The following is an 18,459-nucleotide window of genomic DNA, read 5'->3' as shown; positions in this document are numbered from 1 at the left end:
ATGATACTAAAATATTGTAAATCATTTCTTGTTGTTGGTTCCGTTTTGTTTATTCAGGGTGTTGCTGCACAGAGTTTTAGTGGTGTTGATGACTTAGGTCGAGTTATAACACAGCAGGCTGAAGTTGGGAGTAAGAAAGCAAATAAGCAGGTCGGTATTTTCTATTTTTTGTGGCAAGGAGATGCTGGGTCTCCAACATCTGAAAAAAATTGGGACCTCACCAAGATATACCAAGATTATCCAGAAGTATTTCACGATTTCCATCATCCTAATTGGGGTGGAGGGGCTGCTGGGCCGGGGAAATATTACTTTTGGGGCGAACCGATCTATGGTTATTATCGAGGAGATGATTATTGGGTACATCTCAAAAATATCCAGCTACTAGCAGATGCTCAGGTAGATTTTTTGGTCTTGGACGCAACCAATCGGTTAACTTATCCGAAGCAAGTTAAAGAACTTATGCGGGCAATGATGACCGTCCGGAAGCAGGGTAAACCAGCGCCAAAAATTGTTTTCTATACCAATACCGCATCAGGGGATGCAATGCAGGAAATCTATGATACTTTTTATAGCCCGAATGCGGCAGAAAGAGTGGCAGACAATTGGTATTATCTCGATGGGAAGCCTTTAATCATTGGTCTCTCTAAAGAGGCAAAAGGCCGTACTTACGAGAAATTTTTCACGATCCGTGAATCGCAATGGCCTAATGAGCCAGAGAAAGTAGATGGCTGGCCTTGGATCGAGTTTCAAAGGCCTCAAAAGGTATACACCAACAACAAAGGAAAGCGTGAGATTGTCAATGTTTCTGCTTCACAACACCCTAATTTAGATGCCTCTATGGGAGGATCGGCATTTTATGGTAAAGCTGGAAATTGGGGACGTAGTTTCCGAAATAATAACCCAGGGAATCCCGATAAGGAGATCGCCTATGGTTACAATATTCAGGAGCAATGGGATTTCGCAATCAGCCAAGATGTACCCTTTGTTTTTATTACCGGCTGGAATGAATGGATTGCTGGCAAATGGAGCCGTGGAGATCAATATAAAGATCAGGCTCATTTTGTAGATCAGGCGAATGCCGAATATAGTAGAGATATTGAACCCTCTTGGACAGCCGGATTAAAAGATAACTACTACCTTCAGATGATTTCTAATATCCGTCGATACAAAGGGACTGATGGCGTCATTACGATTGATAGATCGACCGTGATGCCAGCAATAACCGCTTGGAATACCGTGAAATCTGTTTACGTTGATTATGTAGGCGATGTTATCGATCGAAATCACCCAGGAGCACAGAGTGAGCCTAAAGTGATGTATACCAATCGTTCGGGCAGAAATGATTTAGAAAATGTAAAGTTGTTAGCGACGGATAGTGAATTAGGCTTTTATGTACAAACAGCTAATAGGTTAACAGAACGGACGAAAGAAAATTGGATGACACTTTGGCTTAATACAGATGAAAACTATCGTTCTGGCTGGTACGGCTATGACTTTCGCGTGATTCAAGGCGAACGTATACAACGGTTTAATCAAGGAGCATGGCAAGATATTGGTAAGGTATCTTTCGAAATATCCGATAATGCTGTGCTTATAAAAATACCTAATAGCATTTTGGGGCTGCCGAAAAAGAATTATAACATTGAATTTAAGTGGTCTGATAATATGCAAAAAGACGATCCTCTAGATTGGTATGTTAACGGCGATACCGCACCGGGAGGGCGGCTGAATCTCACGGTGTGGATTAAGTAAAATTTCATAGTATGAAACGATTTATATCTTCAACTCTTTTCATGTTTGTTTGTCTCCTCGCGAGCTATCCCATGCTTGCTACGGCTAACAGTCCGTTAAAGGTAATTAACATGCAGGTGGAATATGTAACTGAACCGAAAGGGCTCGATATCGAACGTCCTCGATTTAGTTGGGTATACGCGTTGCCCAATGAAGATATACGTGGGCTTTCGCAAGGTGCTTATCGTATTCTGGTGGCTGATTCTCCAGAGAAACTCCAGGCAGGAGTTGGTAATATGTGGGATACAAAATGGGTAGAAAGTTCCGCAATGAATCAAATCTTTTATCAGGGAAGGACACTCATAGCCGATCGTACTTACTACTGGAAAGTGATGGTACGCGATAATAACGGAAAAGAAAGTCTATGGAGCCCGGTTAAGGAATGGTCAACTGGTTTCTTTTCAGATCAACAATGGAAAGGCCAGTGGATAGGCACGACTCATTTTTTTGATAAGAGATCTGCAGATTGTAATGTTTTTGACCCTTGGTTTCGAAAGACTATTGTGTTGAATAAGAAAGTGGGACGAGCGGTTTTTTTTCTGGCATCCATCGGTTATCATGAATTGTATGTAAATGGACAACGAGTTGGCGAGGAGGTATTAGCACCGGCAGTAACCGACCACACGAAGCGCGCACGGTATGTCGCTTATGATATTGCTCCTTTGCTACGAAAAGGGGAGAATGCTATTGCGGTGTGGCTAGGTACCTCTTGGTCAATTTTTCCGGGATACGATCTTCCTAACGGAAGGCCATCTACGCCCTTATTTAGTGGTCAGGTTGATTTTTTTGAACAGGAAAATCCAACAGATCAAGAAAAGCCCATGTTCTCCCTGCGATCTGATAAATCTTGGCGGTGGAAAAACTCGCCGAATCGGTTGTTGGGTAATTGGAATTTTGGACATATGGGTGGGGAGATTTGGGACGACAGTAAGGCCGAAGAAAATTGGAACAAAATTTCTTATGATGATAGTCAATGGAGTAATGCCATAGTATATCCATTGAAGTTAAAAATTTCTGCGCAGAATATAGACGGCAATATATTGGTCGATGAAATTAAACCAGTCTCTATTACCGAATACGGACAGGGTGATTATCGCGTGGATATGGGGGTTAATTTTGCCGGTTGGACCGCCATCAATGTATTTGGTAATCCGGGTGATACCGTTCGTTTCTTTTTTTCCGAGCGAGAACAGGATCGGATGACCTTCAATCTGCACAGTGCTCTTGTAATAGGTCGTAGCGGTATGTCCACGTTTAAAAATAGATTTAATTATAGCTCAGGTCGTTGGATTACGATCCAAGGTGCCAAGCGAAAACCGGTACAGGAGGATATAACGGGATGGTTGGTGCGTACAGGTTATCATACTGCTGCTACATTTGAGTCCTCGGACAGTTTACAGAATTGGATATTTAATACCACAAGATGGAATTTTGAGAATCTATCCCTAGGAGGTTTTGTTGTCGATTGTCCACAACGCGAGCGCATGGGGTATGGGGGCGATGCGCATGCCACCACAGAAATGGGTATGTTGAACTACGATTTAGCGGCCTTCTATAGCAAATGGATGGGAGATTGGCGTGACGTGCAAGGTACAGAAGCTATGGTCGGAAATATGCGCGATACGAGTTATGCACGTAAAGCGGTGACTAGTGGACGGTTTTTGCATCCGGGAATACTCCCACATACCGCGCCTACTTACTGGGGTGGTGGAGGGCCCTCCTGGGGCGGGATTGTGGTGTCACTACCTTGGTTTATGTATCAGCAGTATGGTGATGTAAAGGTGCTACAAGAAAACTTTACTTTGATAAAAAATTGGTTAAATTTTCTGGATACACATGTTCAGGATGGCTTGTTGCAACGGTTCGGTGGGCAATGGGATTTTCTTGGCGATTGGCTGTGGCCCAACGCTACGGCCGAAGGCATGAATAATGATAAAGAGGAGACGCTATGTTTGAATAATTCGTATCGTGTATTCAATTTGAGAACAGCGGTAAAGATAGCTCGTGTTCTTGGTGAATCTGTGCTTGCTGATGCTTGGGAGCACCAGGCTCAAGTGGCCTCCAAAGCTATTCATACCCGTTTTTTTAAACAGGAAGGCCACGTATATGCGGACGGTTCCATGGCCAATATGGCTACGGCATTGTTGGCCGATATAGTTCCTTCGGAAGAAAAAGCAAATGTAGAGGCGGCCTTGGAAAAGGAAATTTTAACCCATCGGCAAGGACATATACATGCAGGAATCACGGGGGGAGCACTTCTCTTTAAATGGCTACGCGAGAGTGGACGAAATGACCTTATCTATACGATGACATCCAAGGTTACTTATCCAAGTTGGGGGTACATGAAAGCCAATCAGGCGACCTCTCTTTGGGAGATGTGGGAGAAAGATCTACCAGGACATTCTTTACTGCATAGTTCTTACTTGTATCCGGGCGCTTGGATGATTGATGGATTGGCAGGGATTAAAAAATCGAAACCCGGCTATGCAACGTTTATCATTCAGCCGCCAAAGGCACAGGAAACAAATCTCTCTTGGGTGAAGGCCTCGTACGATTCGCCTAGCGGTACTATCTATAGTGCATGGAATCGTGAAGAAGATCAGCTTCGTATGCAAGTGACCGTACCACCGAATACGACATGTTTACTAAAGATAGCGAAGGGTGAAAGTGCGATGCTTGAACACGTGCTGGCAACATATAGAATTCATAGTGATGACATAAACGACACCTATCGCCTGCCTTCGGGCACATATATATTCTAAGATAATAAATCAACCCAAATAACCGAATGGACCATCCGTTTACGCCCATATTTCATGTAAGGGCAGGATGGTCTTTTTTATTTTCTTTTCTATATTTAAAAAGCGATTGACGCTTACTTATAAACCTATATTACTTGTACATGAAACGCATCTTGATTTCTCCATGCCTTATGTTATTTTTTTGTCTTGGGTTATCTGCCCTCTATGGGCAAACCAAGTTGAGCGATGGTAGTCAGCAAATTAGTCCGCTTACCCGTGAATATGTTTATCCGACACGAATTGTATGGACCAATGGTCATATCGTTCGCGGGGAGAACCTCCTTGTACCCGGAAATGGACAAGCTAATTTGACCAATGATAATATCGTTATTCTTAAGAATAACGATACAGAGCAGAGCGGTATATTACTGGATTTTGGTAAAGAACGAAATGGCGCTTTAGAGCTGGTGACCGGGATGTGGGGTGGTGGAAATGGCGCAAAAAATGTACGTATCCGCTTTGGTGAATCTGTTAGTGAGGCCATGTCCGATATTGGAGAGAAAGGCGCTACAAATGATCATGCCTTGAGAGATTTCAATATGCAGCTGCCCTGGCTAGGGAAAAATCAGACTGGAGAATCCGGTTTTCGTTTCGTACGCATAGACTTTCTAGATAAAAATGCGGAATTACATTTGCGCGAAGTACGTATGATATCAACGTATCGCGATATTCCATATTTAGGCTCATTTAAGTCGAGCGACGAACGACTGAATAACATCTGGGAGGTCGGTGCTTATACGGTTCATTTGAATATGCAAGATTATTTGTGGGATGCTATTAAACGAGACCGCTTGGTATGGGTGGGAGATCTTCACCCTGAAGTCGCGACGATTAATACAGTTTTTGGTTTTAATGACGTTGTGCCGAAGAGTTTAGATTTAGCTAAGATATCCACGCCATTACCAGGTTGGATGTGTGGTATTAGTACCTATTCCATGTGGTGGGTTGTCCTGCACCATGATTGGTATATGGCACATGGTGATAAAAAATACCTCACCGAGCAGAAGCCTTACTTACAAGGATTGGTTCGGCAAATTGTGGGAAAAGTTAAGAATGGAAAAGAGCAAATGGATGGGACGAGGTTCTTGGATTGGCCTTCTAGTGAGGATAGTTTGGCCGTGCATGCTGGTATTCAGGCGATGACGATCATGGCGCTAGAGCGGGCAGCATCATTGGCACAAATTTTAGAGGATTCTGAAACAATGGATCTTTGTACAAGTACTGTGGCAGCTATGCGGAAGTATAAACCCCGACACAATAATTCGAAACAGGCAGCAGCACTTTTGGCGATAAGTGGTTTGATGGATGAAAAGAAAGCATACGATGATGTGCTAAAGGTGGGCGGTGCAAAGAATTTCTCCACTTTCTATGGTTATTACATGCTGGAAGCCATGGCTAAGGCTGGAAAATATAAGGAAGCGATGGATATTATCTCACAGTATTGGGGTGCTATGCTAGATTTGGGGGCAACAAGCTTCTGGGAAGATTTTAATATAGAATGGATTAATAATGCTTCTCCGATTGATCAATTGGTACCTCCTGGTAAGGTGGATATCCATGGCGATTTTGGGGCATATTGCTATAAAGGTTTTCGACACAGCTTTGCGCATGGATGGGCTTCTGGGCCGACGAGCTGGCTGTCGGAGCATGTGCTCGGTATTAAGGTTGCCGAACCCGGAGGGAAGGCTTATTATGTCAGACCACATTTGGGCAATCTGACCTTTGCCGAGGGAACATTTCCTACAAAATATGGTGTTATCCGTGTGAAGCATACAAAGGATAAGAATGGGAAAGTTAAGAGTGAAATATATGCGCCAAGTGAAGTAACTATTCTGCGGTAGATGGGAAGATATAAGAGCGTCTCGACATTACTCATTGTTTTCGTATTACTTGTTCTGCAGTCTATTAACCAGCGTGCATCCGCGCAGGAGTCTGGTGCGAGCTGGATTGGTGTGCCATTAGGTCCAAGTGATACGGTTAATATCTGGTCTGGGTATCGTAAAAACTTTATGTTGGAAGAGGTTCCGGCTACCGCCGTCGCCAAAATTGCTGTAGATAGTAAATATTGGCTTTATGTGAATGGGCAGATGGTGGTATTTGAGGGCGGTCTTAAGCGCGGCCCCAATCCCAAAGATACGTACTATGATGAAGTAGACTTGAAACCTTATCTGAAAAAGGGAAATAACCAATTGGCCATCCTCGTATGGTATTTTGGGAAGAACGGTTTTTCACACAACAGTAGTGGCAAGGCAGCTCTTTTTTTTGAATTGAAAGCAGGTTCAGTAATGGTTTTGACGGATGCTTCATGGAGAGGAAAACGTCTTGTGGAATATAAAACGGCACCAGCACCGATACCTAATTTCAGGTTGCCAGAATCTAATATTTATTATGATGCACAAATAGCAGATTCTACGTGGATGAAGGATGTAGAGGTTTCACCCTCCTTTGCGGAAGTTCTTACCCTTGGGAAAGAAGGTGATTTACCTTGGAATAAATTGGTAAAGCGACCGATTCCATTGTTTAAGGACTTTGGTATACGCAAGTTTGAGACCAAGGATATTATCACGAAAGGGGATACTTTAGTTTGTAAGTTGCCTTACAATATGCAGTTCACACCGTACGTCAGGCTAACAGGAAAGGCGGGACAAACGGTAAAGTTCTTGACCGATAATTATGTCCATTACCATGGTTCTGCTGAAAATATTAGGGGCGAATATATCACGAAGGAAGGCCAACAGCAGTATGAAAGCCTTGGATGGATCAACGGTCATTATCTATATGTAGTTGCCCCCAATGATGTTCAGATACAAGAGGTAGGCTATAGAGAGATAGGATACAACAGTGATTTTGTCGGTGCTTTCCATTCAGATGATGTCTTTTTTAATACATTGTGGGAAAAGGCTCGGCGCACATTGTATATCACCATGCGCGACACATACATGGATTGTCCTGATCGAGAAAGGGCACAGTGGACGGGGGATGCGGTATTGGAAGCCGAAGAAGCATTTTACGCCTTGGATACGCAGGCACATGCCCTGGCTAGAAAATGGTTGTATGAGGTCTTGGATTGGCAAAGAGAGGACGGTTCTCTTTTTGCACCTGTGCCAGCCGGCAACTGGGATAAAGAATTGCCGGATCAGATTCTAGCCACGGTCGGTTATTACGGTATATGGACCTATTACCTACATACGGGTGATAAGAAGATTCTACAAGACCTATATCCGCGAATTCAGCGCTATCTAAACCTATGGGATAAATATCCTGATGGACTGGTTAAGCTCCGTGCAGGAGGGTGGCAATGGGGTGATTGGGGCGAGAATAAAGACATGTTACTCTTGTATAACCTTTGGTATTATTTAGCGCTAAAAGGAAGTTCTTTAATGGCTGATGAGCTAGGCAAGAATGACGATGCGCAACGCTTAAAGTTAGAAATGGCACATTTCGCGACAAAGTTTAATGAACGTTTTTGGAGGAATGGAGCCTATCGGGATCCTGCTTATACAGGTAAAACCGATGATCGGGTACACGCTTTAGCGGTGTTAGCAGGTATTGCATCACCAGCGCAATACAAGGCGATTCAACATGTTTTTTTACAAGAGGAACATGCTAGTCCCTATATGGAGAAATATGTATTTGAAGCTATGTTTACCATGGGCATACCGACAGAGGCTTTAGCGCGACATAAGAAGCGCTTTGCTTCCATGGTGAATAACACTTACTTTACCACCTTGTTTGAAGGCTGGGGGATTGGTAGTGCCGGGTATGGCGGGGGAACTGTAAACCATGCTTGGAGTGGAGGAGGTTTAACCATCTTGTCGGCATATCTCTGTGGAATCAGACCCTTATCACCAGGCTATGAGGAGATCTTAATCGCACCGCAATTAGGAAATATCAGACAGGCAGCAGCCTCTGTAACATCGGTAAAGGGTGAAGTGACAGTGGATATAAAAGAACATGATAAGGAGTTGTGGCTGACGATAAATATTCCGGAAGGTACTTCTGGGAAAGTGGTGCTACCTGTTGGTCAGTACCAAAATGTTTGGCTCAATAATAAACGTACGAAACAGGTTTCTACAAAACCTAACAAAAATAAAAATATATACCATCGAGAGGATCGTAGTCTTTGGATCGCTCCTGGAAAATGGGTCATTAAAGCACAAAAATAAAAGTAACGTAATGAAGAAAGACTTGTTATATATAGCGACTCTGCTTTGCCTTTTGTCGATTTCCTTTATCGCGAAAGCGACAATCCGTCCCACGTACCTTCGCGTGGAATACAAGATAAATCCCTTTCTTGATGATCGTAAACCGCGATTGAGCTGGGAACTTGTGGCGGAAGGATTTGACAATAAACAAACAGCTTACCAGATAATTGTGGCTTCTTCATCTGAAAAGCTGAATAAAGGAGTAGGAGATCTATGGGATAGTAAAAAGGTGACTAGTAATCAGACCAATCAAGTGTATTATAAGGGAGCTGCGCTAAAGTCGGGGCAGCAAGTGTGGTGGAAAGTAAGGGTATGGAATCAAGATGGGGTGGCTGGTCGCTGGAGCGATAACGCGCGCTGGGAAATGGGGAAGCTGGACGAATCGGCTTGGAGAGCAAAGTGGGTGGGTAAGGATTTAAATCATTTGGCTAAAGGAGGTGCGTATGAGTTACCTCCGTCTCCCTATTTACGTAAGGAAGCCGTATTGACCAAACCTGTTAAAGAGGCTCGTTTATATATTAGTTCGTTAGGGTTACATAACTTTTATATTAATGGTGAAAAAGTGGGAGATGACTTCTTTAGTTCGGGGTGGACCGATTACAATAAGCGGGTCTACTATCAGGTTTATGACGTGACAACAAAGCTGAAGAAAGGCAACAACGCTTTTGGTGCTATTTTAGGTACAGGTTGGTATGCTGGTTATTTAGGATATGCACTGCTGGTCGGTACACCGCAGGTGAATCAGTTTTATGGAAAATTTCCGATGCTAAAAGCGCAGATTGAAATCGTGTACCAAGATGGTTCCCGTGAAACGGTTTCAACGGATAAATCATGGAAATGGGGCCTTGGAAATGTGCAGGAGGCAGACATGTTGCAGGGAGAGAGGTACGATGCACGTCAGCTATCAACAAAGTGGAGTATGGTTGGTTTTAATGACTCGAAGTGGGAGCCGATTGGGGAGTTTGAAAATAAACCGGGTCAACTGCTGCAGCTCTATCCAGGAGAACCCGTACGTGTTGTTAAAGAGCTTTCTGCAAAAACTATAAAAAAGGTCGGACAAAACAAATACATAGTTGATTTTGGACAAAACTTTGCCGGTATAATCCGTTTAAAGCAACGTGGCATCGCGGGAGACTCTTTGGTTTTCCGATATGGAGAGATGCTTCATCCGGATGGAAGCTTGGTAACAGAGAATCTACGCAAAGCTCGTGCGACCGATACCTATATTTTTAGAGGTGATAGTAACGCAGAGCAGTGGGAACCAAGTTTCACCTACCATGGTTTTCAATTTGTGGAAATCTCCGGACTCAAGGAGGAACCGAAGCCAGATTTTCTGACGGGTTTAGCAATGAGCTCGGACTTACACGAGGCGGGTCAGTTTCAAACGGATAACAGTCTCTTGAATCAATTGTACCAAAATATTGTGTGGACACAGCGTGCTAATTATCTGGATATTCCTACGGATTGTCCACAACGTGATGAACGACTAGGTTGGACGGGCGATGCACAAGTATACATGCGGTCCGCGATTTTTAACAATGATATTGCTGCATTTCACAAAAAATGGATTCAGGACCTTAGTGATGCGCAATGGGAAAATGGAGCATATCCTATATATGCTCCTATTCCAAAAAACAAAGCTGGATTTGCAGCGATCCGCCCGTCGGATTCATTCTCTCCGGGCTGGTCTGAGGCGGGTATCATTTGTGCTTACGAAGTTTTTAAAGCGTATGGTGATCACGAAGTGGTGAAGCAGTCGTACCCGAATATGCTCCGCTTTATGGAGTTCCTTAAAGGTCGTACGACGAATCATATTTTCCCTGAAGGAGCTTTTGCTGATATTGAACCGAAAGGTGGATTCGGAGATTGGCTGTCGGTAGGGAAGAAGACGAGCCCCGATTTGATTGCATCGATCTATTATTTCTACTGTAATAAGTTAATGAGAGAGATGAGTGCGGCTATCGGACGAAAGGAGGAGGCCGATTATTTCGATACAGAAATGAAGGCTTCTCAAGCGGGGTTTAAGGCGCGTTATATTGCTGCTGACGGAAAGCTGAAGACACAGGATAGCTTGTATGGTGATGGAAGTGGCTATGTAGAGGGCCAAGGAGGATTCTCTGGTCACACACAAACGGCCTATGCTAACGCCATCTTTGCAGGTATCCTTTCTCCTGAAGGTGAAAAGCAAGCTGGAGCCTATCTGCAAGAGCTGATTACCGCTAACGGTGGCCGATTGGCGACAGGTTTTTTAGGTTTTAAACCACTCTTACCGGCCCTTAGTAAAGTTGGCGCATCGGATCAGGCCTATAAGCTGATCTTGAGTACAGAATACCCTTCTCTAGGTTACGAAATTGTAAATGGAGCAACGTCTATCTGGGAACGGTGGGACAGCTACATTAAAGGTAAAGGTTTTGTACACAATGCCGCTATGAATTCTTTTAGTCATTACGCTTTTGGATCTGTCAATGAATGGATGTTTGAAAATATTTTGGGTATTAAGTCCCTGGAAAATGCGTATCGGAAGATTGTGGTGCGACCGGAGATTGGACAGAATGGAATCAAAAAAGCGAGTGGGAGCTACCGCTCTATAAATGGACTTATACAATCTGCTTGGGAAATCCAAGGCGCGCATGTTGTACAAGAGGTAGATATCCCTGTGAACACGAGTGCCCTGTGTTACGTGAGGGCGGCCTCACCGAAAGATATTCTTCTTAATGGGAAGCCTTTAGATCGTACCTTTCTAAGAGATCGCGTTACTCAGGAGGGAGAGGAGATCATCCTGAAACTTGGGTCCGGCAAGTATATTATAAAGTCAATTTTTTCATTACCTTAGATCTATTCAAACCATATAGATCTATCAATGCCTAATTTAGTGAGCGAGTTTTTAAAGACGTTACAGATAAATGATTTTTCGGCCACACCTAAATATCAGCAGCTTGGATCTGCTATTATAGATGCGGTGAAGCAAGGAACGCTTAAAAAGGACGACATGCTTCCTTCGATTAATGAGTTGAGTGTATATGTTGATATTTCACGCGACACGGTGGAAAAGGCCTATAAGTTTTTGAAAACACAAGGCGTCATCGCATCTATTCCAGGGAAAGGATATTATGTTGCTACTGCTGATGTGCAGAATCGCGTTAAAATTGCATTTTTTCTAAATAAACTAAGTACGCATAAAAAGCTGGTGTATGACTCTTTTGCAACAGAGATGAGCGATGCGGCAGCCATAGATTTGTTTGTATATAACAGTGACATATCCTTTCTTAGAAATCTACTCGGTAATATGAGTAATAACTATGACCATTATGTACTTTTTCCCCACTTTAAGGAAGGGAGGGATCAGGCTGCAGATGTCATAAATAAGTTAATCCCGACAGGTAAACTGGTGTTGTTGGGCAAATATATTGAAGATATCAATGATCGTTTTCCGGCTGTGTTTGAAAATTATGAAAAGGACATATACGGTGCTTTAGAAGAGTCTCTTTCCGCTTTAAGTAAATATACGACGTTGAAGCTTATTTTTCCGGATAATAGCGATTACCCCAAAGCTATTATTAAGGGTTTTTATAAGTTTTGCCAACAGTATGCTTTTAATCACCTGTTGGTTAGTGACCTCAGTAAAGAGAAGGTGGAGAAAAGTGCTTGTTACATTAATCTTGCTGAGGATGATCTCGTACAACTTTTGGATAAGATTATCCGAAAAAAACTGCAGGTCGGACAGGATGTTGGTGTGATCTCTTACAATGAAACACCGCTAAAGAAATTTATCCTCAATGGGATTACTACGATTTCGACCGATTTTGAGTATATGGGTAGACTTGCTGCGAATCTTATTAAAAACAAGTCTGTAGAACACCTAGAGGCGCCTTTTTATTTAACAATGCGGGCTTCCATTTAGACGTTAAAAAATCTCCTTTGTATAAAAGGAGGATGGGATTCATACATAGACAGTGACGATTGATTTTTCTTCGAAGATATTGTCGTTTCGATTTCAAACTTTATTTCTAAATTAGCCCTCCATAAATTGGAAGGATTTGCAGTATGGGGAAGACATAATGTCCCCAATATTGTGAGGTAAGGTTATGTTTGAGAAAGACAGATTAGATGAAGATTTGCTGGTTGCTCTTCTCGTAAAGGGAGATAGAGACGCTTTTTCTCAGCTTTATGCGCGATACTCCTCGGACTTGCTGCACCGACTCAACAAACTTCTACCCGACGAAGAAGCAGTTCTTGAAATACACCAAATCGCATTTGTCCGCCTATGGGAAATTCGGGAACGCGTCCGTATTGAGCAAGGCATATGGTCTCTATTACATACCATAGCGAGAAATCTCGTAGTCGACTATTTTCGAAAGTCGGCCACAAATGAAGCCGTCAGAAATGCGTTACTTACACAAGCAACACTGTATTATGAATTAGACGAACCGACGAATCAGGTCGAAGAAATGTCTACGCTATTGTCTGCGACGATCGACCGACTACCGGCTAAGCGAAAAGAAATTTTTCTATTGTGTAAGTTTCAAGGAAAGAGCTACGAAGAAGTGGCACAGCTGCAAGGCGTTTCCATCGGAACGGTAAAAGACCATATGGCAAAAGCAATGCGCTTTTTAAAGACAGAGCTAGGCGGAGCATTGTTCTCCCTGTTCTTGGCACTAGTCAACGCTTGGAGATAATTTTCGTATTCGAAAAGTCTCTCGCGAAAAAAAATCAAAAAAACTTTTTTTATGAACATAGATTTTATCTGTGCCCTACGTATTATACGTAAAGGCGGCACGGAAGAGGTCTGCTATTGGAGAAAAAATGAAGAACAGGAACGATCTTTTTGACTTGTATTTAGCGGGGAAGTGTACACCTGAAGAGGCTGAGCAATTTGTGTCAGGCTTGTCGGATGATCAATTCTGTGCGGAATTAGAGGTACGAGTGGATGAAGTGTTCCGACAGGAACTTAGAGAAAATGAGGTGCTGCCCGATATGGTTCGACTTTCGAAAGAACAATATGTAAGCATTGAAGCTTTGATCTTCACCACCGTAGCCGAAAATGAAGAAGAGCGCGTAAGGTCTATTTCATCTACAATCTGGCGATGGGCTGCCGCCGCTGCTGCAATCATTATTTTTTATGTAGGATTTGACCAATGGAATAAGGACCACAGCATGATAACAGGGGGAGGTCCTATAGCAGCCGTACAGGATACTACAGAAACACCGACAGGCGTAACATTAACATTGCCGAACGGTCAAGTGGTAGCGTTGGCAGATCATGAAGCCGCACAATACGCTTCTCGGGAAAAGCAAGATGGCGTTTCCTTTTATGAGCTAAAGGCATCCGATGTTGTACAGGAACCAATGGTACAACAAATCAATGTGCCCCAAGGTCAGACGGGCGCTGTTGTGTTAACCGATGGAACCAAAGTGTGGCTCAACGCAAACTCCAGCTTAACCTATGATGTGAACTTCGTAGGGAATGAACGTTTGGTAAAACTCCAAGGCGAGGCTTATTTCGAGGTAACGCCTAACAAAGAGAAACCGTTTATTGTCGAGTCTAAAAATCAACAAGTGAAAGTCTTAGGGACGCACTTCAATGTGAAGGCCTATACGGTGCGTCATGTTATAACGACGCTATTAGAAGGGAAGGTACAAGTTTCAACGGGTGCGAAGGAACGTATTCTGAAACCCGGACAAAGTAGTGTTGTAGGTTTTAATGATAGTGATATTAAAGTTGTGCCTGCTATATGCTATGAGGTTAATGCCTGGCGAAATAATGAGTTTGCTTTCTACGACGCAACATTAAATGACATATCCGATGAATTGTCGCGCTGGTATGGCGTGGAAGTGCAGGTGGTTGGACGCTCGGATTCCTTTGGTTTTACTGGTGTGATTTCGCGTGAAAAAAGTCTGCCAGAAGTATTAGAAATATTGCGCCGCACAGGGCAGATAAGATATCACATAGTGCCAACCGGGCTAAAAGAAAGGAGGATTATTTTGATGCTATAGTTTTACACAACAACAACAACAACAACAACAAACCAACTAAGTGCTACGCTTCTAGAAGCCTAGCTGACCGTAAATGATGAACAAATAAATTACTACCAATGAAATTAATGAATGCCACGGCAATCTTGAAAAGAGTTGCCCTGGGTAAGCGTATCGTAATGATATTGTTAGCACTGGTGTGCGGACAATTGACGATGGCGGCGTTTGCGCAGAAAGTGACCATAAACCGAAAAGGAATAACACTAGCTGAAGTGTTTAATGAAATAAAAAGACAATGTAATTGTGATTTCTTTTACAATGAATCGCTTGTAAAATCTAATTCTGCTGTGGATCTAAACATGCAGAATGCCACCGTACAGGAGGTGCTTGACTACTGCTTTAAAAATCAGCCACTCAAATACACAATTGATAATAAAACAATTGTTATTACAGCAAAACCTTCATCTGTAAAACAACAAAAAGTACAGGTTCGTGGCCGTGTGATGGATTATCAAGGTAAGCCCTTGCCGGGGATCACGGTTGGTGAAAAAGATAACGCCAAGAATCTGGTAGGGACAGATGTGGATGGAACATTCCAAATCTCGGTAACGAGTGGCAATGCTACTTTGGTATTCAAGAGTTTGGGTTATGAAACATTAAGTGTGCCGTTACAGCAAAAAACTTGGCTAGAGGTTCGTCTTACGCCGGTAGAAAACCAACTGGATGATGTGGTTGTAACGGGCTACCAAAAATTAGAGAAAAAATCGTTGACAGGATCTATCGCTACGGTAAATATGGCACAACTGGAGACGATTTTCCAACCTAATATTGACAAGTTATTGCAAGGACAGGTACCGGGACTTACGGTGATGAGTACGTCAGGTGCTCCGGGTGCAATGCCGCAGATCCGTATCCGAGGAACGGCCACTTTGAGTGGTAATGTGCAACCGCTATGGGTGGTAGATGGTATTATCTTAGACGATGCGGTGAATGTGTCAGTCGATGATATTATGACAAACCGGAACCTTATTGCGTCTGGAATTGGCGGGGTGAACGTCGAAGATATTGAAAGCATCAACGTATTGAAAGATGCTGCAGCGACTGCAATTTATGGTACGCGGGCAGCAAATGGCGTTATTGTGATCACGTCCAAGAAAGGTCGTGCCGGGAAGACCAGAATTGGTTTTACAAGCAATGCTTCTTTTGGAGAGCGACCACGCATTGAAGATACTTATATGATGAATTCTAAGGAGCGCATTGATGTGAACTTGGAGATGATAAAACGAGGGGCTTTCAATGCAGTAACAGCAGCCGTTGATCAATACAATACGGTATCAGATTTTGAACGCTACTTTATTGACCTGACAGATAAAAAGATTACATGGGAAGAGTTTAACCAACGTGTCAATTATCTTGAAACAGTCAATACCGACTGGTTCAAGCACTTATTCAGAACTTCCTTTTCAAACAGACAGAACCTCAGTGTATCTGGCGGTGATGAAAAAACAACATTCTATGCTTCTGGAAGTTACCTGAATGATCAGGCGACAGCGAAAGGGGTTGGACAAAAGACATATACAGGATCTCTTAAAGTATACACTAAAATCTATAATAAGATTCGCCTGGGCGTGATGATGGATATTAATGCGCGCGAGAACAATAGTTTCTTTGCCGTAGATTCTAAAGAAAATCCATTTGAGTACGCGATCTACACCACGCGTGCGCAACCGGCACTCAATCCTGATGGTACGTACAGCCACTTTTACCTGAACGAACAGAAATACAATTTCTTGGAAAACAGAGATAAGGGATGGCGGGATTCTAGAAACTTCGGTCTTCGAGGCTCTGTGGATCTTGAATACAAGGTGCTGAAGGACGTAACATTTAATAGTTTGTTCTCCTATGCAAAACAAAATACAACCGATGAAGATATCGCTGTTGATGACAGTTACTTTGTACGCATCCGTAAAAGAAACGATCGTGAGATCGTGAACGGACAATATAAATATACATGGACTGAAGGCGGTTATCGTAAAGATCGGAGTTCATACAATGGGTCTATTACTTTCCGAAATCAGTTGACTTACAACCCGATGTTCAAGGAAGTGCATTACCTTAATGTAATGGTCGGTCAGGAAGTCCGCAAGTCTAAAACAACAGACGTCTCAACAGAAATTTATGGTTATTCCCATGATCGAGGACATCAACAAGTCCCACAGTATGATTATATGAAGAAAATTGGTGTTCCCTACTGGAAAGAGAATCTAAGCGATGGTGCTAATGTTTCTTATTTGGGGGCGGTAAACTATACTTACGATAATCGATACACTTTGAGTTTCAATGTGCGGACAGATGGTTCCAATCGTTTTGGTTTAAAAACCAATCAATTGTTTCAACCGTTGTGGGCAATTGGTGCCAATTATCAAATGAAAGAAGAACGCTTCTTGCGTGATGTAGATTGGTTATCATACCTTACTTTGAAAGGCTCTTATGGTAGTCAAGGGAATGTTGCGGCACAGGCCTATTCAGACCTTGTGGCGAATATTGGTGCCGTAGTGCCAGAGAATCCAAGCAATTACTTAACTATTATCGCGCCTAAGAATCCGAACCTTAAGTGGGAGCAGACTTATACAGGAAATGTAGCCTTAGAAGCAGGTTTCTTTAAGAGACGCTTGATGTTCAATGTTGAATGGTACAATAAGAAAGCGATGGATCTGTTGGGAAATCGTCAGGTTTCACAAGTGACTGGCTTTGAGAGTGTGCAGGTAAACTGGGCTTCGATGCTGAACCGCGGTTGGGAGTTCTCGCTAAACACCATCAATATCGACAATGAGAAATTTAGATGGTCTTCTAATATCAACTTTGGATTTAACAAAAACAAAGTGTTGGATGTATACACCAAGCCAACGGTACAGAATCTAACGAATCCGAGACGAAGCAATTATGCGGCGACAGCCATTATTGGAGAACCGATTGATGGATTGTGGTCTTATCGCTATGCAGGACTAAATGAGGCTGGAAGAGCTACATTTTATACGGCGAAAGAAGGCGAGAAGGTATTGTATGGGATGACGAATACCAATGGACTGGCATATTCTGGGGTCATGAATCCTACTTCGCAGGTCGGATTTACTAATACATTTACCTATAAACGAGTGACATTATCGGCTCTTTTCATTGGTAGTTTTGGCAACGTGATGCGTTTGCGTAATATGTCTAATGGTAGTTACTTAGGCTTCCCGGATCCAACTCAAAATATGTCTAAAGAATGGGTGAACCGTTGGAAGAACCCAGGCGATGAGGCGCATACGAATATCCCTGTTCTTGAGGTCGGTACCGATACACAATTGACCGCGCTTGCACCAACAAATGGAACTATGTTTGATAATTCGGATTTACGCACCGTAAAAGGTGATTTTATCCGTCTCCAGAATGTTTCTATTAGCTACGATTATTTTACACCGAGGCTGCGTGCTTTAGGCGTGCAAAATATACGTTTGGCATTACAGGGAAATAACCTTCATGTGTGGAAAGATAAAGCATTGAAAGGTCAAGATCCGGAAGCACAAGGATCGAGTGTTGTTGCATATTCAGATACTAGAAATAGAAATATAAATTTCGGCAATACCTTCCTTCCGGTACCTCGTTCATATTCTTTATCTCTATCGGTTCAATTTTAATATTTAAGC

Annotated in this window: 9 protein-coding genes; all 9 read left to right on the top strand. The window is 42.9% G+C overall.

The genetic code is table 11. The features are described from left to right. The 9 genes from B9Y69_RS08100 (at position 1) to B9Y69_RS08060 (ending at position 18,450) form a co-directional block, all read left to right on the top strand. Positions 1-1,752 (top strand): hypothetical protein, encoded by a 1,752-nt coding sequence (locus B9Y69_RS08100; RefSeq protein WP_085472427.1) that lies wholly within the window; start codon positions 1-3, stop codon positions 1,750-1,752. An 11-nt stretch (positions 1,753-1,763) separates the two neighbouring features. Beyond that, positions 1,764-4,553 carry a family 78 glycoside hydrolase catalytic domain gene (locus B9Y69_RS08095; RefSeq protein ID WP_085472426.1) on the top strand — a complete coding sequence of 930 codons (2,790 nt, stop codon included), beginning with the start codon at positions 1,764-1,766 and terminating at the stop codon, positions 4,551-4,553. 170 nt (positions 4,554-4,723) lie between these two features. After that, positions 4,724-6,433 (top strand): alpha-L-rhamnosidase-related protein, encoded by a 1,710-nt coding sequence (locus tag B9Y69_RS08090; protein ID WP_234991139.1) that lies wholly within the window; start codon positions 4,724-4,726, stop codon positions 6,431-6,433. Beyond that, on the top strand, positions 6,434-8,758 hold the full coding sequence (locus tag B9Y69_RS08085; protein ID WP_085472424.1) for an alpha-L-rhamnosidase-related protein: 2,325 nt from the start codon (positions 6,434-6,436) through the stop codon (positions 8,756-8,758). 10 nt (positions 8,759-8,768) lie between these two features. Next, positions 8,769-11,630, top strand: coding sequence for an alpha-L-rhamnosidase (locus tag B9Y69_RS08080; protein ID WP_085472423.1), 2,862 nt, complete (start codon positions 8,769-8,771; stop codon positions 11,628-11,630). Positions 11,631-11,657: 27 nt separating this feature from the next. Next, positions 11,658-12,698 (top strand): GntR family transcriptional regulator, encoded by a 1,041-nt coding sequence (locus B9Y69_RS08075; RefSeq protein ID WP_085472422.1) that lies wholly within the window; start codon positions 11,658-11,660, stop codon positions 12,696-12,698. A 184-nt stretch (positions 12,699-12,882) separates the two neighbouring features. Beyond that, on the top strand, positions 12,883-13,473 hold the full coding sequence (locus tag B9Y69_RS08070; RefSeq protein WP_085472421.1) for a sigma-70 family RNA polymerase sigma factor: 591 nt from the start codon (positions 12,883-12,885) through the stop codon (positions 13,471-13,473). A 127-nt stretch (positions 13,474-13,600) separates the two neighbouring features. Further along, positions 13,601-14,791, top strand: a complete 1,191-nt coding sequence (locus tag B9Y69_RS08065; RefSeq protein WP_144036525.1) for a FecR family protein — start codon at positions 13,601-13,603, stop codon at positions 14,789-14,791. A 98-nt stretch (positions 14,792-14,889) separates the two neighbouring features. Continuing rightward, a complete protein-coding gene (locus B9Y69_RS08060) occupies positions 14,890-18,450 on the top strand; it encodes a SusC/RagA family TonB-linked outer membrane protein (protein ID WP_085472419.1) in 3,561 nt (1,186 codons plus the stop codon). Positions 18,451-18,459 lie beyond the last annotated feature (9 nt).

The organism is Sphingobacterium psychroaquaticum, assembly GCF_900177625.1.
In the GTDB taxonomy this organism is placed as follows: domain Bacteria; phylum Bacteroidota; class Bacteroidia; order Sphingobacteriales; family Sphingobacteriaceae; genus Sphingobacterium; species Sphingobacterium psychroaquaticum.
The sequence above is the reverse complement of the archived record's forward strand: the minus strand, read 5'-3'. Positions and strand labels throughout refer to the sequence as shown.